General features: G+C 33.6%; 23 protein-coding genes and 1 riboswitch. Of the genes, 3 read left to right on the plus strand and 20 right to left on the minus strand.

Annotated elements, in window-relative coordinates; translation table 11 throughout:
- Positions 1-540 (minus strand): MFS transporter (locus tag V5784_RS11520; RefSeq protein ID WP_336887417.1); only part of this gene is annotated, 540 nt, incomplete at its 3' end.
- A 662-nt stretch (positions 541-1,202) separates the two neighbouring features.
- Here V5784_RS11520 and V5784_RS11525 point away from each other — a divergent pair.
- The gene (locus V5784_RS11525; RefSeq protein WP_336889167.1) at positions 1,203-2,084 is read left to right on the plus strand and encodes a proline iminopeptidase-family hydrolase; all 882 of its coding nucleotides are present in this window, start codon (positions 1,203-1,205) and stop codon (positions 2,082-2,084) included.
- 51 nt (positions 2,085-2,135) lie between these two features.
- On the opposite strand, the gene V5784_RS11530 is transcribed toward V5784_RS11525, so the two are convergent.
- Positions 2,136-3,629, minus strand: coding sequence for a YifB family Mg chelatase-like AAA ATPase (locus V5784_RS11530; protein ID WP_336889168.1), 1,494 nt, complete (start codon positions 3,627-3,629; stop codon positions 2,136-2,138).
- A gap of 219 nt (positions 3,630-3,848) precedes the next feature.
- On the opposite strand from V5784_RS11530, the gene V5784_RS11535 reads away from it, so the two are divergent.
- Together V5784_RS11535 and V5784_RS11540 are read left to right on the plus strand one after the other, a co-directional pair.
- Positions 3,849-4,949: a dipeptide epimerase gene (locus V5784_RS11535; RefSeq protein ID WP_336889169.1), complete on the plus strand. Its 1,101-nt coding sequence runs from the start codon at positions 3,849-3,851 to the stop codon at positions 4,947-4,949.
- 77 nt (positions 4,950-5,026) lie between these two features.
- Positions 5,027-5,224, plus strand: coding sequence for a YwbE family protein (locus V5784_RS11540; RefSeq protein WP_336889170.1), 198 nt, complete (start codon positions 5,027-5,029; stop codon positions 5,222-5,224).
- A 63-nt stretch (positions 5,225-5,287) separates the two neighbouring features.
- Here V5784_RS11540 and nhaC read toward each other — a convergent pair whose 3' ends face one another.
- The 18 genes from nhaC to V5784_RS11630 all read right to left on the minus strand — a co-directional run.
- Positions 5,288-6,721, minus strand: a complete 1,434-nt coding sequence (nhaC, locus tag V5784_RS11545; RefSeq protein ID WP_336889171.1) for a Na+/H+ antiporter NhaC — start codon at positions 6,719-6,721, stop codon at positions 5,288-5,290.
- Positions 6,722-6,827: 106 nt separating this feature from the next.
- Positions 6,828-7,011: riboswitch (Lysine riboswitch) on the minus strand.
- A 48-nt stretch (positions 7,012-7,059) separates the two neighbouring features.
- Positions 7,060-8,124, minus strand: coding sequence for an ornithine racemase Orr (orr, locus tag V5784_RS11550; protein ID WP_336889172.1), 1,065 nt, complete (start codon positions 8,122-8,124; stop codon positions 7,060-7,062).
- Entirely contained in the window at positions 8,121-9,506 is a 1,386-nt protein-coding gene (locus tag V5784_RS11555; protein ID WP_336889173.1) for a GlmL-related ornithine degradation protein, read from the minus strand. The genes orr and V5784_RS11555 overlap by 4 nt, the downstream gene beginning before the upstream one ends.
- A 184-nt stretch (positions 9,507-9,690) precedes the next feature.
- Positions 9,691-11,895, minus strand: coding sequence for a D-ornithine 4,5-aminomutase subunit OraE (gene oraE, locus V5784_RS11560; RefSeq protein ID WP_336889174.1), 2,205 nt, complete (start codon positions 11,893-11,895; stop codon positions 9,691-9,693).
- Positions 11,895-12,272, minus strand: coding sequence for an ornithine aminomutase subunit alpha (locus V5784_RS11565; RefSeq protein ID WP_336889175.1), 378 nt, complete (start codon positions 12,270-12,272; stop codon positions 11,895-11,897). Before V5784_RS11565 ends, oraE begins: the two co-directional genes overlap by 1 nt.
- A gap of 83 nt (positions 12,273-12,355) precedes the next feature.
- Positions 12,356-13,216 (minus strand): arginase, encoded by an 861-nt coding sequence (locus V5784_RS11570; RefSeq protein ID WP_336889176.1) that lies wholly within the window; start codon positions 13,214-13,216, stop codon positions 12,356-12,358.
- 122 nt (positions 13,217-13,338) lie between these two features.
- Positions 13,339-14,736 carry a 2-amino-4-oxopentanoate thiolase subunit OrtB gene (gene ortB / locus V5784_RS11575; protein ID WP_336889177.1) on the minus strand — a complete coding sequence of 466 codons (1,398 nt, stop codon included), beginning with the start codon at positions 14,734-14,736 and terminating at the stop codon, positions 13,339-13,341.
- Entirely contained in the window at positions 14,736-15,041 is a 306-nt protein-coding gene (gene ortA / locus V5784_RS11580; RefSeq protein WP_336889178.1) for a 2-amino-4-oxopentanoate thiolase subunit OrtA, read from the minus strand. The genes ortB and ortA overlap by 1 nt, the downstream gene beginning before the upstream one ends.
- Positions 15,042-15,148: 107 nt before the next feature.
- Complete coding sequence (ord, locus tag V5784_RS11585) at positions 15,149-16,207, minus strand: 2,4-diaminopentanoate dehydrogenase (RefSeq protein WP_336889179.1); 1,059 nt, start codon at positions 16,205-16,207, stop codon at positions 15,149-15,151.
- Positions 16,208-16,235: 28 nt separating this feature from the next.
- Positions 16,236-17,432 (minus strand): alanine racemase, encoded by a 1,197-nt coding sequence (gene alr, locus V5784_RS11590; protein ID WP_336889180.1) that lies wholly within the window; start codon positions 17,430-17,432, stop codon positions 16,236-16,238.
- Positions 17,433-18,471: 1,039 nt separating this feature from the next.
- Positions 18,472-19,464: a 7-cyano-7-deazaguanine synthase gene (locus V5784_RS11595; protein WP_336889181.1), complete on the minus strand. Its 993-nt coding sequence runs from the start codon at positions 19,462-19,464 to the stop codon at positions 18,472-18,474.
- Positions 19,465-19,640: 176 nt separating this feature from the next.
- Positions 19,641-20,096, minus strand: a complete 456-nt coding sequence (sepF, locus tag V5784_RS11600; RefSeq protein ID WP_336889182.1) for a cell division protein SepF — start codon at positions 20,094-20,096, stop codon at positions 19,641-19,643.
- A 12-nt stretch (positions 20,097-20,108) separates the two neighbouring features.
- Positions 20,109-20,783 carry a YggS family pyridoxal phosphate-dependent enzyme gene (locus V5784_RS11605; protein WP_336889183.1) on the minus strand — a complete coding sequence of 225 codons (675 nt, stop codon included), beginning with the start codon at positions 20,781-20,783 and terminating at the stop codon, positions 20,109-20,111.
- Positions 20,784-20,793: 10 nt separating this feature from the next.
- Positions 20,794-21,885: a radical SAM family heme chaperone HemW gene (gene hemW / locus V5784_RS11610; RefSeq protein ID WP_336889184.1), complete on the minus strand. Its 1,092-nt coding sequence runs from the start codon at positions 21,883-21,885 to the stop codon at positions 20,794-20,796.
- 157 nt (positions 21,886-22,042) lie between these two features.
- Complete coding sequence (locus V5784_RS11615) at positions 22,043-23,038, minus strand: BMP family ABC transporter substrate-binding protein (RefSeq protein WP_336889185.1); 996 nt, start codon at positions 23,036-23,038, stop codon at positions 22,043-22,045.
- Between the two features lie 322 nt (positions 23,039-23,360).
- Positions 23,361-24,371: a BMP family ABC transporter substrate-binding protein gene (locus V5784_RS11620; RefSeq protein ID WP_336889186.1), complete on the minus strand. Its 1,011-nt coding sequence runs from the start codon at positions 24,369-24,371 to the stop codon at positions 23,361-23,363.
- Positions 24,372-24,510: 139 nt separating this feature from the next.
- On the minus strand, positions 24,511-24,720 hold the full coding sequence (locus tag V5784_RS11625; protein WP_336889187.1) for a helix-turn-helix transcriptional regulator: 210 nt from the start codon (positions 24,718-24,720) through the stop codon (positions 24,511-24,513).
- A gap of 186 nt (positions 24,721-24,906) precedes the next feature.
- Positions 24,907-26,016, minus strand: a 1,110-nt coding sequence (locus V5784_RS11630; protein ID WP_336889188.1) for an MFS transporter, incomplete at its 5' end; no start/stop codon positions are given.

The following is a 26,016-nucleotide window of genomic DNA, read 5'->3' on the forward strand; positions in this document are numbered from 1 at the left end:
CACTATTGCAATAACGAGGAAACAGAAAGCATACCCTTTAAATCCTACAAGTAAACCGATAATAGTTGTTCCCAAGAAAGCCCCAACATTAACGAACGAATATTGAGTAGAGAATGCTCCGTCTAATTCACCGGGATCATCAAAAAGTCTACCTGTTATAGCATTTGTCTGACACTTAAATAATCCTGTACCTAAAGATACTAAGATAATCATCAAGTTAACCATCCCTACACTATTAGCTTGCCACCCCACTAAGTAACCTGCTCCCATGAGTAGCATACCAATAGGCACAAGGTACCTAGCTCCAAATACTCTATCTGAAAGATACCCTCCAATTATTGGTGCTAAGTAAGTAAATGCTACCAAGTTTGCTGTTATCTTTGCTGCATCTCCTGGTCCAATTCCTAATCCACCATCTGCTATCTTAGCAACTAAGAACACTGCGATTAACCATTTAGCTGAATAAAACGCAAATCTTTCAAATACAAAAGCCATTGAACATACGTAAAATCCTAGTGGCTTTTTTCCTGCTTTTTCCATCCTCATTTACCCCCGATTTAAAAAAATAATGTTGCTTTTGTATCTATAAAAACCCAAGTTTCTTTCTCTAAATTAAGATAAGTAACAATGATTTTAAATACCGTAACTATGTATTCTTAACTAAACTTCTTTTCTAATATAATTCATAGACTTTTATGGTTAAATTTAAGATGGAGCTGTATTAATTTATAGATTGATTATAATATTAGCTTAAATTCTAACTTTAGCAACTATTTTTCTCAAATTAATTTTAAAATTTTTAGACCTCAAACAAAACATCTATCTACTTTTTGGAAGGATTAAAATTTAATTATTCTCATGTACTTCAAAAAATGAATGGTCTCATTGCTTAGTCTCATCACATGGTTATTCAAATAGTTCTCTCTTTTGGCACACATACTGAATTTTGTCTTTAAAACTCATATTTTTATACGTTTTTCCCGTTGATTGTACTGCATTGTAACACACAACTCTTAATTAAAACAATTTATTTTAAACTTTTCAAAGATTTATTTAATACATAATTGACATTTGAAGATAACCGTATTATAACTATACTAAATCAATCAAAAAATTTAGAATTTTATTAATTTTAAGAAGAACTTATCCTTAGAAAAAATCTTATCAATAGTTCTTTATAATTAACTATGGAGGTACTAATTATGAAAATCACCGAAGGTTACATGCCATATTTAAAGTATAAAACTTACTATCGTATAGTAGGTGAATGCACAGGAAATAAAAAACCACTAATTTTATTACACGGTGGACCAGGGTCAACTCACAACTATTTTGAAGTCCTTGATAAAGTAGCAGAAGATGGACGTGCAGTCATTATGTATGACCAATTAGGCTGCGGGCTGTCTGTGACACCTTCTCGTCCTGATCTATGGAATGCAGAAGTATGGATTGATGAACTAATGCAATTACGTAAACATTTAGGTTTAGATGAAATCCACTTATTAGGGCAGTCTTGGGGTGGAATGCAAGCTATTCAATATGCTTGTGACTATAAACCTAAAGGAATCAAAAGTTATATATTATCCAGTACCTTACCATCTGCTTCAATATGGGAAAAAGAACAACGTAGAAGAGTCACATACCTTCCAAAAGATATGCAGGAAGCCATTGCACAGGCTGAAAAAACTAATGATTATTCATCTAAAGAATACCAAAGAGCAGAGGCAGAATTTATGGTTCGTCATTGTGCAGGTGAAGTAAGACCAGATTCACCTGAATGTTTAAGACGTCCAAAAGTTTCTGGAACAGAATCTTATATAACTGCATGGGGTCAAAATGAATTTTGTCCCTCTGGAACATTAAAAAACTTTGATTTCACAGAAAAAATTGAAGATATTTCAGAACCTTGTTTAATCAGTAGCGGTTTACTTGATCTTTGTTCGCCCCTTATTGCCAAAACAATGTATGATAAAATCCCTAATTCAGAATGGGAATTGTTTGAATATAGTCGTCATATGCCATTTGTGGAAGAGAACGATAAATATATAGAAATCATCAATAAATGGATGAATAAAAATGACTAAAAACTAAAAAAAGGAGGCTTGACCCTTTTGGATCAGCCTCCTAAATTTAATTTATTTTTTTCTATAACTGAGAGCTTCCATAATATGAGACAATTCTATATTTTTACTCCCCTCTAAATCAGCAATGGTTCTTCCCACTTTGAGTACCTTGTCATAGCTTCTTCCAGAGAGACCAAATATATCTATGGAATCAATCAATACTTTTTTGCTTCTATCATCAAGTTTACAGTATGTTTTTATCTCTTTAGGAGTCATATTCCCGTTAATTTTTGAGTTCCCAAATCTTTCCCACTGTGTTTTTCTTGCTTTTTCTACCCTTTCCCTTATTATAACCGACCTTTCACCCTCTTCATAGGAGGCCAGTTCCTCCCTGGATAATTTTTTTATCTCTAAATATAGATCTATTCTATCAAGTAATGGTCCTGAAATCTTATGTTGATATCTATTTATTTGGGATAGGCTACAACTGCATCTATTTTCAAATAAATTTCCGCACGGACACGGATTGGATGCCATTATAAATACCATATCTGCCGGCATCTCTACCCTATACTCCGCTCTGGTTATCGATACTTTTTTATCTTCTAGTGGTTGCCTCAATGTTTCTAAAACCATTCTTGGAAATTCTGTGACTTCATCTAAAAATAAAACCCCATTATGAGCCAAACTTATCTCCCCGGCTTTTGGAACTCTTCCTCCTCCTACAATGGAAACCATAGAACTGCTATGATGTGGGCTTCTAAATGGCCTTTTATTTATTATGGGGACATCTTTTGTCAATAGCCCTGTACTGCTGTATATCTTAGTCGATTCGATTATTTCACCCTCACTCATAGGAGGCAGTATGGTAGGCAATCGTTTTGCTAACATTGATTTCCCTGCTCCTGGAGTTCCTATCATGTAAAAATTATGTCCTCCTGCTGCTGCTATCTCTATACATCTTTTTGCTTGAATCTGTCCCTTTACCTCTTTAAAGTCCACTGAATAACTTTCCTCTTCCTTTTTTCCCTCTATTTTTGGAGATTCTATCTCTATCTTATCATTTAAAAATTCAACTACCTGAACCAAGTTATCAACAGGTATTACCTCTACTCCCTTTATGACACTTGCTTCTAAATAATTCTCCCTAGGTAGGATTATTCCATGTATATTATTTTCTTTGGCACAGATAACAGAGTTTATGGCTCCATCGATCTTTCTGATATTCCCATTTAAAGACAGTTCTCCTAATACTATATATTTTTTTAATTTTTTATTTTCCACACCTCCCAAACTGGCCAATATGCCTATGGCTATAGAGAGGTCAAAAGAATCTCCCTCCTTTTTGATTCCAGCAGGAGACAAGTTTATCACTATCCTCCTAGCAGGCACTTCATATCCGCTATTTTTTATGGCAGCTCTGACCCTTTCCTTACTTTCATAGATAGCCACATCTGCTAACCCTACTATATTAAAGCTGGGTAAGCCCGGCATAATATCGGCTTCCACCTCCAATATATAAGATTCTATACCTATATAACTTGAACTTAATATTTTAGCTACCATAATTATCCTCCTCATTTTTCAAAACTAATTTTTGTCATGAATAAAATTTTATTATTTTTCCATTAATTCACGTTAATCAATATCATTCATAGTTTAGTTTTTGTCTCTTATATTTTTTTTACTCTCTCTATTATTCCATCCATATCATTTTTTTCCTATAAAACACCTGGTTTTCATGGTAAACTTTTATCAGGTATTATCAAAAGGGAGGATTATATTATGATCATAGAAAAGATACAAATTGGAAAGATCAAAGTTCCACTGATTACACCGTTTAAAACAGCACTTCGAACTGTAGAAAGTGTAGAAGATATAGTTATAATTATAGAGACTGATACAGGAAATAAAGGGTTTGGAGAAGCACCTCCAACTGCTGTTATTACAGGTGACACCCATGATTCTATAATAGGAGCCGTGACTTTAATAGGAAAACAATTAATAGGAAAAAATATTGAAGATTTTAATGACTTGATAGATCTTGTACAAAAGACAATAATCAAAAATACCAGTGCAAAGGCAGCTGTGGAGATAGCTCTTTACGATCTATTTGCTCAGTCTATGAATAAACCTCTATATAAAGTTCTAGGAGGAGGAGCCAGTGAATTAAAAACCGATCTGACCATAAGTGTAGATAGTGTTGAAAAAATGGTCTCCGATAGCCTAAAGGCTGTAGAGGTAGGCTTTGATGAATTGAAAATTAAGGTAGGGAAAAATATTGAAGAAGATATTTGTAGGATAAAATCAATCTATGACGCAGTCGGACCCCGTATAAAATTGAGATTAGATGCAAACCAAGGATGGAGTGCAAAAGAATCAATTTATGCCATCAAGAAGATCGAAGAACATGGGATTGTATTAGATTTTGTCGAACAACCTGTAAGAGCAGACGATATTGATGGAATGATAAGAGTAACATCTCAAGTCTTATCTCCAATTTTGGCAGATGAATCTATCTTTACACCCAAAGATGCAATAGAAGTGATAACTCGAAAAGCTGCCGATATCATCAATATCAAACTGATGAAAACAGGGGGAATATCAAATGCTTTAAAAATAATCAATATCTGTGAAATATATAATGTTCCATGTATGATTGGATGTATGTTAGAAGCAGGAATAAGTGTTACAGCAGCGGCTCATCTAGCAGCAGCAAAGAGTTCTGTTATAACTCGGATAGATTTAGACGGTCCGGCTCTCTGTCGCCAAAATCCATTAGATGGCGGTATCATCATGGATGGACCTAGGATAATCTTATCCAACGAACCTGGTTTGGGAATAAAAACTGTCGCTGGATTTGAATTTATCAAAGATATAAAATAATTTTCGGTTTTCAAAATAGTTATTTTCATGGTGAAATTATTCGAAACAAAATCAAATAGATAGAAGGAGTAATTATAATGGATGGAAGAAATAGAAACAATGTAAAACCTGGTATAGAGGTAGCAATTGTTTTAAAAAATGACCAAAGAAGTGGTAAATTAACTTATGGAACAGTACAGGATCTCCTGACTAACAGTACATTTCATCCTCATGGAATAAAAGTGAGACTTACAGATGGACAAGTCGGAAGGGTAAAAGAGGTTATCATAAAGTAAATAATTATCATATTTTTTAAAAAGAAAAATCCCTCCTAAATTAGGAGGGATTTTTCTTTTTTTCTATGCTTCTATTTCTACTTTTTCATTTTCCTTAGCTTTATCCCCATTCTTATCTAACTTCTCAATTGAGAACCCTGTATATCCATATATTACAGCTATAACTGGATTGATTAAGTTTAAGAAGCAATACGGAACATATGTCCATGGTGCCAGCCCTAAGGTTGCTATCATATATGCTCCACATGTATTCCATGGAATTAATGGTGATGTCAGAGTTCCTGAATCTTCAAGTGATCTAGAAAGATTTTTTGGATGTAATCCTCTTTCTGCATAGGTTTCTTTAAACATTCTTCCTGTAATAACTATTGAAAGATACTGATCTCCAGCTACTGTATTTACAAAAATCGGAGTTATTATACTTACCAAAATAAGGTCTCCTGTAGTGTGTGCCACAGATAAAATCTTCAATGCTAAAGTTGCCAGCATTTGAGTTTTCTCCATGATCCCACCTAAGATCATTGCACAAAGAATTAACGAAATAGTCCACATCATAGAGTCAAGCCCTCCTCTATTTAATAGATCATCTACCATTGCTAACCCCGTTTCACCTGAATAACCATAATGTAAAGCGGTCAATGCTGATCCTACTGAAGCTCCTTGGAAAACAATAGATGCTATTCCACCTAGGATAGCCCCTCCAAATAATCCTGGAATTGCTGGAACCTTCATCATTACTGCACCGATTACAATAACCGGTACCAATAATAATATAGGATTAAGATTAAAGTTTCCACTTAGAGTACCTAATATTTTGTCGATCAGTTCTGTATTTAATGCTACTCCTGTATACTTTCTTCCAAGAAATGCAAACATAATCAGAGTTATAATGAAACTAGGTACTGTTGTATATAGCATATGCCTAATATGTGTAAATAAATCTGTCCCTGCCATTGCTGGTGCTAAATTTGTCGTATCCGATAATGGTGATAATTTGTCTCCCATATATGCTCCTGAAATAATGGCACCTGCTACTATATTTCTAGGTATTCCAAGTCCTTCTCCTACACCAATAAGTGCGATACCGACTGTTGCTGCTGTTGTCCATGATGAACCAGTTGCTACAGCTACTATAGCACATATAATAAGTGTTGCAGGTAAAAATATTCCTGGTGACAAGATCTTTAATCCGTAAAAAATCATAGTTGGTACTATACCAGATTGAATCCAAGTTCCTACTACCATTCCGATTATCATAAGAATTATAATTGCTTGTAAAGACACCTTGATAGTATCTATCATTCCCTCTTCTATCTCAGCCCATGTATAATTCAGACCAAATATTGCAACTCCTGCTGCAAAAAATGCTGATGCTAAAATAGGTATGTGTACATCAATTTGTGCAATTTGAATTGCATAAAATAAACTTCCCATTAAAAATAACAACGGTATCAGTGCGTACATCAGTGTCGTTTCCTTTTTCATCTTACTCCCCATAATCAATTCCCTCCTGATTTTTTTTATTTATAAGTAACAAAAAGAGCTATCGATAACACTATCAATAACCCCAACAATAAAACTTAAATAAAGTCTATGCTCAAAATCATTCAATAGTACATCACCAATTTTATACGGTGACAGTATTATGGATATTTTCCATAATCCCAACACAAAGACTTTCGACTTTTTTCTTCGTGTTTCGGCAAATTTACCTTTTATCTTAGGGTCAAAGCTTGTCATAGCTAGCCTAAAATTACTCTTTAATATTTGCAACCTCTATTTAATTTTTTCTTTTGTAAGAGTCATTCTATTATAATTTATTATTCTTGTCAAGTTTAAACAAATACTTTTTTCACATAAGGCGATGTAGTCAACTGTAAAAGAGAACCATAATCTAGCTTAAATTCCACTATATCTCCTACCTTATATTCCTTTTCTGAATCTGTTACATCGAGTAGCAAATGATCACTGCTAGCTCCTAAAATTATTAATTTTTCATCTATTACTTTCAAGCTAGAATGGTCTACATCTTGTTCTCCAATAGCTAAAATAGCACGTGTTCTCGTTCCTCTATCTATAAATGTAGGTTTTTTCCCAAAAGCATTAAATCCCATTTCCCCAACTGGGTGAGATTGTTTTTCTTTTAATTCTATTATTTCTACCTCTAATTTTACACTGTCGTAGAAACATCCTTTCAGATCTTTTCCATAGGCTGTTTCCCTACCAAAAATAAGTGCTTCTCCTAACCTTAAATTATTTATTTTAGATGGCATATTGTTTTTCAACAATAGATCTAAACTACTAGAATTTCCACCTGATATAATATTTAGTTTTAAATTATACTTTTTCTCTATTAATTCTGAAATTTTTTCTAATTGTCCTAAATTTTCAAAGCTAGGAATGATCCCTCCATAACATGTGAGGTTTACACCTATCCCTTCTAATTTAATATTTTTCATAGTATTTATTTGATCCATATAGTTCTCTACATCTTTTGGCAAGATCCCCTCTCTGAGATCTCCTAGTTCAAGCATCAGGATAATCCTGTGGGTCCTATATTGCTTTTCTGCCTCCTCATTTAAAAGAGCTATAGTAGATATTTCACTGTTTAAACTTATATCCACGTATTTTATCACTTCTTTTATCTGGGACCTCATAGGTAGACGAATCATCATTTTGGGAACATCTAGATTTTCATATTTTTTTAAATTTTCCACTCTAGAATCTCCTAAATATCTTACTCCTCCCTCCACCAGTACCTTGGCTATCTCTGTACTTCCTGAAAAAACCTTAGTTATCCCCACTACATCTATCTGGGATTCCTTACATTTTTTTGTCAAAAATTTTACATTTTCTCTTATCTTACTTAGATCTACTACTACCCTTGGGTATTCGGTCATAAAGCTTCCTCCTCCTCGATCTTCAAACTTTTTTTGAGCAATTTAATAGCTGATTCTTTATTATATTTTGATAGGACTCCTAAAGAAGCCATAATATAATCATTATCTATCAATATTTTCACCTCTGGTGTAGGCAGGAGTTTATCTCCCTTATTACTGGCTACTACTTTTTTTAAGATCTCCATCCTGTTTGGCAGTTTAGTCAATGCTCCTCCAGTCCCTATTATCCACTTAACACTGGTAAGGTCCTTTCCTTCTGCAAGAATTTTTTTAGTTTCACCAAAGAGGTGTCTATATCCTCCAGCATGTCTATGAATTGACATAATTACTGCTTTTTCTGTGAAAATCTCTACTAATTTTTTCTCAACTTCACTCTTAGGAATAGGTGGGAAATTTAGGAGGTGTTCTGTCAGTTCTTCCTTCTCCAAAGATAGCTCTTTAGCTAAGTTTTTTTCTCCTATTATCCCAACTATATTTTTCATATTTACGTAGACTCCCAAGTCTCCTTCAACAGTCCTCTTGGCTATAGGTTCTGGAGAGATTAAAATTTTCATTATCTCCTCACTGCCATCGGTTACCGAGTGAATATCTGTAGTAGCTCCTCCTACATCTATAGTTACCAGGTCCCCTATAACTTCTTTTAAGATCTTAGAAGCTTCCATTACTGCTCCCGGAGTTGGTACTATAGGCCCGCTTACTATATCTCTTACCCTCTCCATTCCCGGAGCATGGATGATATGTTCTTCAAAAACATCTTGAATTACACGTCTTACAGGCTCGACATTTAGTCGATCTATCTTAGGATATACATTTTCTACTATTTTTAAAAGGTCTTCCTTGCCATAGTCCTCAAATATTAACTTGATTTCCTCACAATTTTGGATGTTCCCTGCATAAATTATAGGGACATTCAGGCTAAGATTAGCAAGAAGTTCTGCATTATATAGAGCTGTATCTCGCTCACCATAATCCACTCCTCCAGCAAGTAAAATTATATTTGGTTTGATTTTTTCTATTTCCTTTAGATCGGTTCTTCTCAGTTTTCCTGATGTAACCAGATGAATATTTGCTCCTGCTCCAAGGGCTGCTTCCTTTGCTGCTTTGGCTGTCATATCATATACCAATCCATGAACCGTCATCTTGAGACCACCTGCCGCACTACTTGTAGCTAAGAACTCATCATATTCTATCTCTTTAATCCCTAATTTTTCCTCTAGATCATAGATAGCATCCATAAGACCTAGATTTACATCCCCTTGATCTACCGTAGTAGGAGCTTGCCCCTGCCCTATAAATTTAGGCTCTTCTTCAGCTAAATCTCCAAATGCATTGACAACTGTTGTAGTACTCCCTATCTCTGCTACCAAAACATCTATTTTCATAATATTTTCAACTCCTTTCTTGTTAGCATATTCTCTTTAAACCAAATTATACCACATTTTTTCGCGGATACATGTTTAACCTTTCTTGTTAGCATATTTTCTTTAAACCCCCTCATTGACCTCTCCTAATTTAGGAGAAACCATATGAAAGGATGAGGTCTTTATAGTAACCAAGGAAGAAGTTTTATTTCTTTTCCATCATTTCTTTCTTTCTTTTTACTAGGAATGAAGCTACATTTACTCCTTTATCATTTCTCGAGAATCCTTCATCCATCCCATTTTTTCTAGCTATTTTAGGAGTTACCTGAGTTCCTCCGGCACAGATGATGATCTTATCTCTGATCCCTTTTTCAACAGCTAATTCATGTAATTTTTTCATGTTTTTATAATGAACATCGTCATGGGAGATGATTGTAGAAGCTAATACTACATCAGCATTTAGTTCTACAGCTGCATCAATTAATTTCTCACAAGGTACAGAAGTTCCCAAATACTCAACTTCCATTCCAAATTTCTCTATTCCTCCATGTTTTATATCTATAACTTCACGAAGTCCTACTGAATGTTCATCTTCTCCTACAGTTCCTGCCACAATCTTCATATCATATTTTTCCACTAATTCTCTGATCTCATCGTCTGACATAACTTCAGGCTCAGGTGGAATTACTAAAGTATCTAGATCCAGATCAAATTCAACCTTTCCTTTAACTTGTACTCTAGTTCCTTCACTTATATGCATAACTTCAGAATGAATTACTTCTGGATTTGTAAGATTCATCTTCTTCGCAAATTCAATAGCTGCAAATTCTGCTACTCTCTGACTTGTAGGCAAGAATAATTCTATTTGTACAGTACCGTCAGCCAACCATTCTACCTCTGGCTTGATCTTAGATGTAGATCTATACTCCTCATTTTCTGCCATTCTTACATTTACATTGTCTACTTCGTCTAACTCATCGATATATACAATCTTGTCTGGATCTTCAAATGTGCAGCCATTGATTAAATCAGCTGGATTAGTAGCTCCATATTGATCTATATTATTATTTCCAAAATGTCCTGTTACAGGAGCCATATAATCTTCATCTCTTGCAAATACTCTTCCTGCTCCTACTCCACCATCTTTTTTCCTTCCAATTCCATCACCATTTTTTTCAGGATAGAACCCCGAATCTACGAAGAAGCCTTTTTCTACAGCTTCAAAATATCCACCTGTTTCTATCATCTCTTCTAAATAAAGTACAGCTCTTTCCTTTAATTCTCTTACCATTTTTCCCATGTATCCATCTTTTCTTACTTCTACCATCTCTAGTAATCCATCTAAGCCTATTAAAGTTTGTTTAGCAGTATCACAAGCCTCTATATTATATACATGCCAAGGGACATTTCTTCCCTCGTCTGGTGTGATTGTAGATTGAATGTCAGCACTTGTCAATCTAGAAATCATCATATTCAGTACATGAGTTACTGTAGCTTCTCTAGAAGATGAAGTGATATATTTTGTATTCATTTGAGCTCTCATCTTATACTCTGAAAATAGATCTCTAAGAGCTACTGCATATGGTAGGTCAAATTTCATAGATGGTGCTGGTGCTGCTGTAGGAGGTACTGTAGATAAACATATATTTTCTTTCTTTATCCCTGATTTATAAGAAAATATAGAGTTAAGTCCATGCTGAACCATAAGTTCCGGCATTACCTTCCATGCATCTCTAGCTGTTGCATTGGCATTATGGGCTCCATCTATTTGAGCCATCTCAGCCCACCCCATTATTTTTTTTGATTCTGCTGCATCTATAAATGATCTTACCATATTTATATTTCTATAAAGTACATTGTATTGAGGATCTTGATGAGCTCCATTCACACCCTCTTCTGCAAACATTACTGCTACGTCAGGTCCTGCTACTCCAGATACATATGAATGATAGTTTATAGGTCTTCCTACTTCTTCCTCTATCATATCACAAGCTTTTCTTTGTGCTCTTACTTGTTTTCTAGTGATAGGTACTCCCCCAATCCCTTGTGGTGTCCCCTCTATTAATCCATCAAAATGAGATTGTCCAGCAGTTCTGATTACCATAAGGTGATCTGCTCCATGCCATGCTGCCATCCTCATCCTTCTGATATCGTCTTCAAATCTTCCTGATGCTATCTCTGTTGTGATTACTTCTTCAGGCTGCGGATCTAAATTATCAAAATATCTAGATGCTGGGATCCCAATAGAATTTTTTAATGGTTCCGAGCAGTTAGTATATTCAAATGCTCCCATCTTTAATTTTTTTACCTTCTCTCTCCAAGTCCAGCCCCTTCTCTTAGGTCTGTAATTTTCAAGGTCACTTAATATTTCTCTTATGTCCATCTTTTCAGTTGGTATTAATTTTTTCATTATTTTTTACCTCCCTTAAAAATTTCCATAAGGGTATCCCAATGGTTCCCTTCGATCATCTCTTCCCCTGCTTGCCGGATAGAAATATTTTTTTCTTCTGATATTTTATATACTAAATGACCTACACCCTTCCCCATAAGCCCTCTATCTATTGCTCCATCTACCAAAGGTTTAACTTCTATACTTGAAAACCCCATTCTTAGGAGTACAGATCTCTCAATTGATGGTGTCGTATGTGTTTTAGCTAGATCTAACATTGGATCTATCAATTTTTCTGCTAATTCCCAAAATTTTTTTTTTACTTCTTCATCTGTTAAATTATGAAGATGTTTTCTTCTTGCTTCGAAATCATCCTCTCTTTCTAAATATTTTTTCATCTTATCCCCCCTAATCGCCTATGGCGAAACTGCAAGGGTAGCCCTTGCAGTTTCATCTGTAGCAGCCTTAACAACTGCCTCTATTAAATTAAATTTATTTTTTTCTCTATTAATTGGAGTAACTCATCTACATATTCAGAAGTTTCCGCTCCCTTTTCATATACCGGGTTATACTCCACTATATCTATAGATGTTACAGATGCCGTATCTATCATTTCTGACAGCAAAGTCTTACCCATTTCACGACTAAGCCCTCCTACAACAGGTGTTCCAACAGCTGTTATTTCTTTAGGATCTATCCCGTCCAGATCAAAACTAATATGTAGATTTCTATCTTTAAAGAATTCTTTTACCTCTCCTAGAGCTTTTTCAAACCCCATCTCTGCTATCATTTTCCAGCTATAGTTTTTAATCCCTAATTCATCTATCAATTTTTGCTCTTCCTCATCTATATCTCTAGTCCCAAATAGGATTACATCTTCTGTTTTTACCTTAGTTCCTTTGTAGAAACAATCTATCAATTTAGAATGTCCATGTCCTACAGAGGTAGCTAGTGGCATTCCATGTATATGTCCTGTATCACTTATCTCAGGAGTATTCATATCTCCATGAGCATCCATCCATAATATCCCGATCTCTTTTTCTTTGGATACCCCAGCTATACTTCCTATTGCTATGGCATGATCTCCTCCCAAGCTAATGGGAAAATTTCCATCCTTTACTATTTTATTTACACTGACAGCTAATTTTTCACATGTTTTTGCCACTGTATTCAGATATTTAGCACCATTTATGGAAAAATCTTCTTTCTGTACTTCCACTTCCAAAACCTCTATCTTATCTCTATATTTTGGATATTTTTCTATAAAATTGTCTACACTAAATTCCAAACCACATCTGTTGGCTCCAAAGTTTAATGGTACCCCTATTATTTTTGTTTTCAAAACATCATCCCCTCAATTTTTTTATTTATTGTCATTTGGTCTCAAGAGCAATATAATTGAGTTCTTCCGCAGTAAATTCCCTGCTATCAGAATTTTCTTTACCTTCTTTTTTTCCATAAATTTTATTTTAATCTTCCTTTTACTTCCTCTACCGTTAAGTTTGTTTCAACAGCAATATAGTTAAGCTCTTCAGCAGTAAATTCTTTGCTTCCAGAATTTTTCTTTACCATATTTTTTATATACGATTTTCTTATCTTATCCATATCTAAGTCTACAGCTTTTATCATATTTGGATGTTCCGGCAATATTATACTCTTTCCAGGAACTTCATCTCTAGGATCACCAAAATGTAAATCTATTCCATTGTCCCTTGCAAAGGATAACTGTGGTTGAATATGCTTTCCTGCACCTGTATACTCTGTTTCCTGTACCACTATGATCTCATTTTCATTCATTTCCTGTGCTATGGAAAAAGCTGCTGCCAAGGATGTGTTTCCAGCAGGTCCTCTCTCTAGCCCTTCTAACTGAGCCAAAGATTCTGTCATATAAAATACTTCTCCTTGAGTTATTGTTACATATCTATCCATATATCTAAGGGGTCTAGCTGCCGATCTAGGTACATCCGATCTGTCTGGATTAGTTGTAAATGGTATACCAAATCCAGTATGTCCTGTTGTAAATGATTTTTTATTAAAATCACTGTCTGATGCCATGTGTAATCCTTTTAAATTTACACTTGCCGCCACTACTTTTACATCTTCTGCTCCTACTTTTATCATTCCACGGGCAGTTCCAGTAAGGTTTCCCCCTCCTGCATTGGTACATACCACTACATCAGGTTGTTTTCCTGTCTTTTCCACTATCTGTTCTACGAGTTCTGATCCCAGTGTTTCTACCCCTGCAATACCAAATGGTGTATAAAGTGAAGCATTAAAATATCCTGTTTCTTCCAGTAAATTTAAGAATGAATAGAATAATTCAGGCCCTACAGTCAGTTGGACTACCTCAGCTCCATAAGCTTTACACTTTCTAGCTTTTTCTACAATTTCAGGCTGTCCTTTCCCACGACTGTCATAGCATTCCTGCACTATTATACATTTTAATCCTAGCATCGCTGCCTGAGATGCTACTGCTGCTCCATAGTTTCCAGAAGTGGCAGCGATAACTCCCTTATATCCTAGTTTCTTTGCATGATATACTGCTATAGCAGCACGTCTTGCCTTAAAACTTCCAGACGGATTAGATGCTTCATCTTTTAAGAAAATTCTAGCTCCCTTTCCTGCAGGAGCCATCTTTCTAGCTAACTTAGTCAAATTTTTAAGTTCATATATAGGAGTATTTCCAACTCCGGTTTCCCCTTGTATTTTTTTTATCTCTTCCAAAGAATATCCAGCTTCTCTCATCATAGCTTCATAGTCAAAATCGATCCCTTCTTTCTCAAAGGTATCATAATCTATTCCTACAGCTTTTTTCATTATCTCTGTCTTTCTAGACATCACGGCGTTATAACTTCTATCCATTATTTATCCTCCCCACAAAAAAGTAGTTCCTTCAGGGTTTTCCCTATCTGTAAAATTTCAGGTATATGGTTTCCATAGTTATGTTTATGATTAGGATGGATTTCCACTAATTTTCCACTAACCTTTCTCCCCACTATTGTTTCTATATCTGCCATCTCTCCTACCTTTGTATCTGCTAATAAAAATCCCTTTATCCACATCTCCAACGGAACTTTTTTTGTCTCCTCTGGTATTTGAGGTGCTCTATCTTTTGGTTCCAATACTATGTTATAAATCATTACCCAGTCACCTTTTTTAGCCAACATATTTCTTTACCTCCTAAATACCCTTATTCTCATCTTATTTCCTTTTCCCTCAGAGGAAGATGGTAGCAATAATTTTCAATTTTCAATTCTCAACTTCCAATTTTTAACTAATTAAGTTCTACCTCTATCATATCTCTATAATCTCCTACTATACATCTAGGAATAGGCAGATCAATCATTGTTTTTAACCCAGGTCTAGAATTTATAATTTGAGGAATCATGTTTATACACATTGCGATAGTTCCTATTCCACCATCTATTTCAGGAGTTATCGCCATATTAATATTAGGAGTTCCAGTTAATGTGATATAGTCACCTGTTTCTACTCCCCCTAGCTGTGGTTCTATTTGTTGCGGGTGAACCATCTCTACTTTTTTCTCTCCACCTACATATCCGTCTCCTAGCATAGAACATCCTGCTACATATCCTGCTTCTACTTTTATATAAGGTGTTTCACGGGGAACATCTGTCACTATAGGAGCCATAGAAGTTGTTAATGGTCCGTCTAATTTCCATCCTACTGCATCTGTCATCATATTTACAGATTCTTCAAAGCCAACATGTCCTGCCAAAGTCCCTGCTTTATCTTGCTCTATAAAACTGTCTTTACTAAGTCCTACTCCCTGCTCTTCCATAACTGCATGACCAAATGGAGATAAGCTATTTATTCTCTCTGATTTTATATGTGTAAGATCTATCATAGCACCTGTTAATGTCAATACCAATAGATCCATCATCAGCCCAGGATTTATCCCAGTTCCCAATATAGATACACCGTTTTCTTTTGCTATTTTATCTAATTCTAATGCTTCCTTCGGGCTCTGTGCCTTTGGATAAGACATCTCTTCTGCTGTAGATATTACATTTATCTTTTTTTCCAACACTAACTTTAACCTAGGAAATGCTTTTTTTACAAATGAGTCTGTAGCACACAGACATACGTCACAAGATTTTTCTTTCAATACTTCATCTATATTTCCATTTATATAAACAGGAGCTCTATCTCTCTTATTTATCCCCAAAACTTCATGCATCTCCTTGTCTACTCTATCTGGATGAAGGTCACATACACCTACGATATCTATCCCTTTTTTATTCAAAAGTGCCTTAGCCATTCCACTACCCATTGCTCCAAATCCCCATATTGCTACCTTAATATTTCTCATTTTACCCCCTTGTCGCCATTGGCGAAAATTAAAAATTTAAATTTATTTTATCTAATACTTCATCTTTTATCTCTATAATTTTATTATCTTTTTTATATACTCTAGGAACCCTTTTACTTACATTACATAGAACTTCATAACTTATTGTCCCCAACATATTTGCTATATCTTCTGGAGTCACGCTATTATATTCATCTTCTCCAAATAAGATAACTTCGTCCCCTCCATCTACATCTAAACCTGTAATATCTACTACAAATTTATCCATACAGATGGCTCCGGCTACTTTTGCCACTGCATTTTTACCCTTGATAATCACTCTTCCTTTATTACTGAGTCCACGACTGTATCCATCGGCGTACCCAATTGGTATCAGCCCTGTTCGAGATTCCCTATTTACCGTATATGTAAGCCCATAACTTATTGACTCGCCTTTTTCCAATGTTCTTATATGATAGATTTTGCTGTGCAGTGACATCACCTGTTTCAATTCTATTACCTTATCTTTCTCCTGTACTTCCGATGGGTAGTGTCCGTACATGAGAAGTCCTGCCCTTACCATATCGTAGTTAAATTCTGGTAGATCTAATATAGCGGCACTATTTGATACATGTTTTATAGGTATTTCTATACCTAGTTTTTCCAGTTCATCTATTATATATTTAAATTTCTCTACCTGTTTTATGGTATACCATTTGTCTGCTTCATCAGCTACTGCAAAATGCGTATATACTCCCTCTAAATATAAGTTATCCATCTCACTTATCTCTTTTATAACTTCTACAGTCCTATGTTTTATAGGTAATCCTACCCTATGCATCCCTGTATCTACATTTATATGTACCGCAATTTTTTTCCTATGTTGTCTTGCTAGTCTATCCAATACTTTAGCTTGTCTGAGAGAATATATCGTAGGAGTTATATCCCATTTAATTACCTCTTCTAAATTCGCATCTGGAGTATATCCTAGTAATACAATTTGTATATCTTTATCTTTATTTCTTATTTCTATAGCTTCCGATAGTACTGCTACTGCAAATTTATTTATATTCTCTGCTTTTAGAGTATCTATCACTCCCAAAGCTCCATGACCATAGGCATCAGCTTTTATTACTGCCATGACTTCAGTTCCTGGTTTTATATGTTTTTTTATCTCCCTCATATTGTGTCCCAAATTATCTAGGTTGACCTCTACCCAAACAGGTCTTTTAACATTTAATTCCATTTTTTCACTTCACACTCCCAATATCTTTTTACTCGTATATTTTATGTCTCTTTCACATCACATCCATAATATATTAAACACAGGAACATAACATTTTTTTATTTAAAATAAATATTGTAGGCAAAGACTCTCAACTATTCTCGTCGGATTTTATATGTACTATTGATTAATTGAATATATGATTTATTCTTACACTAATACAGTATACACCTAAAATCAAACTTTTTGTTTAAAAATTAATCATTTAAGAAAAAATTAATATATAATTATCCTTAAATCATATATATAACATATGATTAATGTAGTCTTTCCTAATAATTTTCTCATTTTTTAAATCGATTCTAATCTACACCATTCAAAAAATGAATATCTAATACTTTTCACCTCCATCCTCTATCTATAGATATTTTTACCCTTAAAAATGAAAAAAAATTTTCCTCTAATTTTATTTTTTGGAATAAATTTAGCCCTGTTCGCTTTCAATATTTTAAAGATATTCCCTCTAATTTTAGAAACTATAGAAATCCTAATTTTACTGAGATTATTTTTCTTTCCTCAATAGAGTTTACTTCTTTTTCTTCTTTTCACACAATTCATTATATTCATCCTGTATATGCCGACTCATTTATTTAATTCATCATAGGAATGCTTTGTTTTCATACTATTTCATTCTATTTTTCTTCTTTCCAACAAGTATAAACATTTTAAAAAATACATTCGTTAACATTCACAATATATATACGATTCTTCGCACACCATTTATACTAATGACTATTGACCTTAATTATACTACTATTGTTTTTTTACCTTTTGGAGGGCGTATATAGAAAAATTAAAATATCATTCATAACATTCATATAGTATATAATTTCACGACATTCCTATTCATTGTATTCATCCTGAATATCCCAATCCATTCATTTCATTCATCATAGGAATGTTTGCTTTTTTCTATTTCCATATCTTTTTTCTTCTTTTGAATAAGTATAATTCAAAAAAAAAGGTTATAGACAAATTATGCCAATAACCTTTTTGTTATTCATAATACTAAATATTTTTTTATATCTTCAGCTAATTTTTCTAAATTTACTTCTTCTACATCTACAATCTTTTCATTAATAACTACTTGAATTTTTTTCTTCCCCTTAGCCTGTGAATATCTTGAAAATAAATTTTGAGCTAAGGTAATTTGATCTTCAGTCAGATCTCCATATCCTACAATAGCCGGTCCCGGAGTCCCTGCTCCTGCAATATAAAGAGTTCCGTATTCTTTATATTCAGAAAGCTTGAAGTTATCATCCTTTTCCCTTCCAACAAATAGATATTTACCACTCTCTAGTCTAAAGAATCTTCCTCTTTTCGCTAGATGAAATAAGTGTGAATATTGATCGTCTAAAAATCCATCTTCCTCTAAAGTTCTTAACCTTTTAGAATAATTTGGTTCTGTCAACATACATCCTCCACCAGGAGTCGGATATTCTACGATACCCCATTTTTCTACCAATTCCAACTGAACTTTTCTACTTCTTCCATTAATATCCATTAATTGCTCCCTGTCGATCCATCCTAATTCCTCAGGTTTTGTGATAGGTAATAACTTAGCACATAATGGTCTTACTATTAGATCTCCTAGCTCTACACCAGATAATTTTTTAACTCTATTTAATGAACTAAAATTTTGTGACATAGGTCTTTGTCCTAAAATCTCTCCAGATATCAAAAAACTAGCCTCATATTGTTCTAATAATTCTCCTGCTTTTTTAAACATAAGAGTGTGACAATCAATACATGGATTCATATTCTTCCCCCTTCCACTTGGAGGGTTTTTTACTATTTCTGTATGAATTGTACTGAAATCTATATATTCTAATTTCACTCCTAATTGTTTAGCCATATTATCTGCTTTCTCGTTTTTCCCACCGAAAAAATGAGATACAAAATTAAGTGCTATAACCTCTATCCCTTGCTTTTGTACCAATTTAATAGCTAAACTACTGTCTAACCCACCTGAAAAAAGTGCTAATGCTTTCATATTTGTTCCACCATCCTTTTAAAATGCTCAAGGAGTCTTATCCCCTCTAAATAAATTGTTTTTTTACTTTATTAGTAAACAAAACATTATACCATTTTTTTCCTGATCCACCAAATAATAAGACCTGTAGTTTACTAAAAAAAAGTTCTAACTCATTAGACGTTAGAACTTTTTTTCTATCCAAATATTTCATTATTTTTATTTTCATCCTCTACATAGGATTTTATCCCATCAGGTACAGATACATATACCTTTTTACTCACAGTTATAAACCTGGCTTTCTTTACTTCCATAGCTCCACTTAAAAAATCTAACATCCTTTGAGCCGATTCATTGCTTAGACGCTCTAAATTTATAGTTACAATTTTTTCTTTATTTATATAGTTTGCAATCTTTTTACACTCTTCAAAATCAGTAGGATTGACAAAAATAGTTTGATAGTCGCTTATATTTTCATTATTTTTATATACATTACTCTTTAAGATTAGTCCAGGTGATGATGGCACTGACAGATTCTCTTCCTCATTTTCTTCTTCTTCCTCCTTTTCAACCATTATTTCATCTTCCATTTCACTCGATTCTTCTGCACCCTCAAACCCTAAAACTTGTTTGAAATTTTTGAATAATTCCATAATTATCTCCTCCTACTTGAATATTTTACTCCCAACTCTAAGTATTGTTGCCCCCTCCGAAAGAGCTATTTTATAGTCATTTGTCATTCCCATAGAAAGTTCTAGCAAATTCCCGTTAAAATGTGTTTTATTTAATTCCTCCTTTAATTTTTTTAGATCTGAAAATACCTTTCTTATCTCTTTTTCATCCTCAGTAAAAGGTGCCATAGTCATAAGACCACAAATCTCTATATTTTCAAATTTTAAAAGGATTGGTAACTCCTCATACAATCTTTCTATTGAATATCCCTCTTTACTTTCTTCTTTGGATATATTTACCTCTAATAACACTTTTATCCTTCTATTATTTTGCTTAGCTCTCTTATCTATCTCTTTTGCCAGAGAAATTTTGTTGACAGAATGAATCATATCAATATAAGGAGCAATATATTTCACCTTATTTTTTTGTAAATTTCCAATAAAGTGCCATTTTATATCTTCCAATCCTAAATTTTCCAAAATTATTTTTTTTTCTTCTAAAGCCTGTACCCTATTTTCTCCTACAACCTTGCAACCTGCTTTTACTACTTCTAATACACCTTGAGCATCCACATATTTCGTAGTCGGCAGCAGTGTCACTCCTACTGGATTAGGTGAATATTTTTCTATATCATTTTTCAATTCTAAAATATTTTCTCTTATTCCCATAAATCCCCCTCTATTCCATAATTTCCACAAAAACATCATTTGCAAACATAAGTCCCTTAGATGTTAACTTATATCTATCTTCCTCAATTTTTAAATATCCTTTTTTATATAGTTTTCTTATTTTTTCCATGTAAATATTATTTTTTGTCTCTATTCCTTCATTTAGAAGGCGAAGCCCTAGAATATAATAATTTTCTAGTCTGTCCTTATCACTGACCAATTCTTCTTCCATTATGGGGTTTCTAGCGATATCTATCTTTTTATAATAATCAGATAGTTTTACCTCATTTTTATACCTAATTCCTTTATAATATCCAGAAGCTCCCAGCCCGACTCCTATATATTCTACATTTTTCCAATATTTACTATTATGTCTTCCCTCATATCCTTCTTTGGCAAAATTAGATATCTCATAGTGAAGATATCCTATTTTTTTCAGCCTATTTATTATGAGTTCATACATCTTCGCTTCCAAATCGTTATCTAGTGGATTCAACTTCCCACTATCCAAAAGATCCATAAACTTTGTTCCCTCTTCCCAGATCAGGGAATATATAGATATATGTTCCGGAGATAGTCTTTCAACTATATCCAAATCTTTTTCTAGTTCTTCAATGGTCTGATCAGGGGTTGCAAATATAAGGTCTATACTAATATTTGCAAATCCTGCTTTCCTAGCATCGTTATAGGTATTTAGAGCCATCTCTTTACTGTGAATTCGACCTAAAATTTTTAATTTTTCGTCATTAAAACTTTGGATTCCAATACTCAGTCTGTTGATTCCTATTTTTTTTAATTTCTCTAATTTTTCTATATCTACTGTCTGGGGGTTCACTTCCAAAGTTATCTCAGCCCCCTCTCCTATAGTTAGTTCTCCTAGGATTTTTTCTATCTCTTCTACTTCCAAGAGAGATGGTGTTCCACCTCCAAAATAAACAGTGTCATATTTTAATAGAGGATATAATTTTATCTCCTCTATTAACTTTTCTACATATTCACCCCTATCTGCCTTACTTTTTTCCTCACATGAAAATGAGAGAAAATCACAATATCCGCATTTTTTTACACAAAATGGAATATGAATATATATAGCATCACACATAATTTTTCATCCCTTCTAAAATTTAATTGATTTTTAATTTCTACGGTATCTTATAAAACTATTTTTTTAAAATCTAATTCAATTATAACAAAAAATCAACTTATTATAAACCATTTTACAAATAAAAAAACCTAGGAAAGATCCTAGGTTTTAAAAATTATTTTAATTTGATTGAACCATCAATTATACCCTGTCTAATTTCTTTTAATTTTTCTATTTTTTCTTCCCCGATGATATCTTTAGTGTATTCAAATTCAGAAGTTCCTACACCATTGTTAGCTACACCAAATCTGTTTACTCCTGATTTAAAAGTTCCCTCTTTAACATCTTTTACTGTTGCAAATACTGCTTGGTCTACATTTTTAATCATAGAAGTAAGTACTGTTCCTTGAGCTACGTAATCTTGGTTTGAGTCTACACCGATTGCATAGATTCCCATAGCCTTAGCACCTTCAATTACTCCTGTACCAGTTCCACCAGCTGCATGGAAGATTACATCTGCACCTTGATTGTATTCTGCAATTGCACTCTCTTTTCCTCTAACTGGATCGTTAAAAGGATTTGGTCCAGATGTATACAAAGTAATTACTTTGATATCAGGATTAATATATTTTGCCCCTTGAACATATCCATTTTCAAATTTTTGAATTAAAGGTACTTCCATTCCACCAACAAATCCAATTGTATTTGTTTTTGACATCATAGCTGCTAAAGCTCCTACTAAGAATGAACCTTCATCTTCTGCAAATACTAATGAAGTTACATTAGATGCATCAATTACTTCATCTATAATAGCAAACTTAACATTTGGATGTTCTTTTGCTACTATTTCTACTGAATCTTTCATTAAGAATCCTACACCTACTACTAAATCGTAGTTATTTTCAGCAAATTCTCTTAAAAATTGAATATCTTCCGATGGAGAAGCTGGTTCTACATATTTAAATTTAATTCCTAATTGTTCCTCTGCCAAAGTAAGCCCTCTATAAGCTGAATCGTTGAATGATTTATCTCCTAACCCACCTGTAGATAACACTATCCCAACATTAAGAGTTTTTTCAGCATTAACTTCTTTCACTTCCTCTGTCTTTCCTCCACATGCAGTTAAAAGCATACCAAAAACTACTATAAGTAATATTAATATTTTTTTCATCTTTTTCCTCCCATTAAATATAATTCTAATTTATAATAACACATTTTTTTTGCGTATTCAACAATTAAATTAAAGTGTGTTCACAAATTCTACTATTTTTTCTTTTTTAATTCATTATCCTGTAATTTTGGTTTTATAATTTTAAAATCTATTTTTCTAGACTAATCTCTAATTTGGCATAATTTGACTATCTATCTTTTCCAACTTTTTTTCGCCACCTATAAAATTAAATATCTTTTGTTCCGCTATATCTCATTTTTTTAATTTCCCCATAAAAAAAAAGAAGTTTATTTATAAGACCAACTCCTAAAAAATATTTATTTTAATTTAATTTAGATACCTCTGCTTTTACATCAATTTTACCTGATATAATATCAGCTTTTATTTGATCCAATCTTTTTAATTTTTCTTCACCGATTTGATCTTTAGTATATTGAAGATCCGTTATTCCTACACCATCATTGGATAAATTAAAGTCTTTTTGTCCTGCTGTAAATCCTTTTTCCTTTGTCTCTTTGATTATATCAAACACTGCTCTGTCTACTTTTTTAAGCATAGAAGTAAGCACAGTCCCTGGTACCACTCCATCTTGATTAGAGTCTACACCTACTGCATATACTCCTCTTTCTTTAGCCGCTTCAAATACTCCCATTCCTGATCCTGCTGCTGCATGATATACAATGTCTGCTTTACTATCAATCATAGATAATGCCATCTCTTTTCCACGAGCTGGGTCATTAAATGGACTATTTCCTCCAACATAAGCTTCAAATGTAGTTATTTCAGGATTAATATATTTTGCTCCTGCCATAAATCCATCTCCAAATCTTTTGATAAGAGGTACTTGCATTCCACCTATAAATCCTATCGTATTTGTTTTTGTCATCATCCCAGCTAAGACTCCTGCCATAAATGAGCCTTCTGATTCATTGAATGTAGCTGATATTACATTAGGCATATCGATAGGTTCATCTACCATTAAAAAATGCACTTCTGGATATTCTTCTGCTACTTTAACTATCGAATCTCTCATTTGGAATCCTATACCAACTATTAGATCGTAATCTGCTTCTGCAAATTGTCTTAAAAACGGATCAAATTCCGATACATTTGCCGGTTCTACATATTTTATTTTTACCCCTAATTTATCTTGTGCTTCTGTAATACCTGAATAAGCTAAGTCATTGAATGATTTATCTCCTAATCCACCTGTAGATAATACTAATCCAACCTTTAAAGCTCCGTCATCCTCTACTTTTTCTTCCTTTGCTCCACCACATGCTGTTAATAATAATGCCATAACAACCATTATAAATGTTATCATTTTTTTCATCTTTTCATCACTCCCTTTATAAACTTTCAGTATTATACACTAATATCTATCTAATAAACAGGACATTCGTCTTATTATTTCTTTTTTATTAAGTTTAATTAAAAAAAGGATTAGCAATATACTAATCCTTAACTCTCAACTATCTAATTTTATCTACTATGATAATTTCTTTTCCCATAGCATTTAATAGATTTTGTACAAATTTTAATCTAGGATCAATAGCTCCTATTTCAAATCTACCAACTGCTGAAGTATGTTTTCCTAATTTTTCCCCTAACTCTCTTTGTGTAACTCCATTTTCCCTACGATATGTTCTACATTCTTCAATCAATCTATCTCTTAAGTTCATTATTTCCTCCCAATCATTACTCACTGAGGTCTTTTAAAGTGATTATAATCTCCATTTTAATTAAAAGTTCATTAATTTTGGAGGTCACTAAAAACACACATTAGCTTCACTCATGATAACATATAAGTCAAAAAAAATCAATGGTTTTCCTACTTTTCCCCACAAAAATTAAGGAACAATTAATTTTCAATTCCCCTCTCCATCTTCCTCCCCTTGTTTTTCTGGATAAAGATAATAAAAAATAAAGGAAATCCCAAATGAGATTGCTGAAAATATGGTGGTTGCATATATGCCACTTCTCTCTACTCCCTGTGGTTTTGAGGTCATAGCATCTATCAAACTTCCAGACCCTGCTACTAATAATATTGGAAGGGTAGCTATTGATACCAAAAATGCCATCTTTAGGAAAAAACCTTGAATCCCAAAACACATTCCTTCTACCTGGGTTCCGCTATCCTTGGTGATGCGTGTCCCTATCTCACTGAGCATTGCCGGCGGATAGATAAACGCTGCACCTGCAACTGGTATTCCAATCAATCCAAACAATGCAAATCCATATTTAACAGGCACTCCTCGGCCAAGGTAGTTTAGCAACAGAGATGTAATCACTAGAATAACCAATGAAATTAGCATAGGTTTTCTATATCCTATTTTTTTGCAGAGTCTGTTTGTCGGATAGAAAAATAATGCTGACATACCAAATAATATAGCCGAAGCCAAAGTTATAGCTCCCTTTCCGAGTCCCATAACATCTTCTACAAAGTAATTCATGGTTCCACGAAGAGTATTAAACCCTACAAAGAAAAATAGTAATCCCAGTAGATAATAGATAATAGATCTATCCTTAAATATTATCTTAATTGAATTTTTTAAAGATTCTGTAGATTTTCTCCCGTGGGATAACTTCTTCTCCGGTACACCAAATATAGTTATCATAGCCGGCAAGATAGAAAATAAAGCCAAGACAATAACCATTCCTCTGACACCTTTTTGAGTATCGCCTTCTCCTATAACTTTTATCAAAACTCCCGGCAGAATCATAGCCAATGCAGTATATAACAACCTAAACACAGACTGCCAAGTAGATAAATTAAGCCTATCTTCCTTGGTCTTACCTATCTCTGGAATCATGGCATTGTATGGAGCGCCTACTATAGTATAGAACACAAAAAATACAGATCCTGTACACATCAAATATATAAATGTTATCCAGTCATTACCTAATATCGGATAAAAAAACGCTATGGTAGATAGTGCAAGGGGTACTGACCCCGCTGCTATAAATGGTATTCTCCT

Source organism: Psychrilyobacter sp., assembly GCF_037132775.1.
Taxonomy (GTDB): domain Bacteria; phylum Fusobacteriota; class Fusobacteriia; order Fusobacteriales; family Fusobacteriaceae; genus Psychrilyobacter.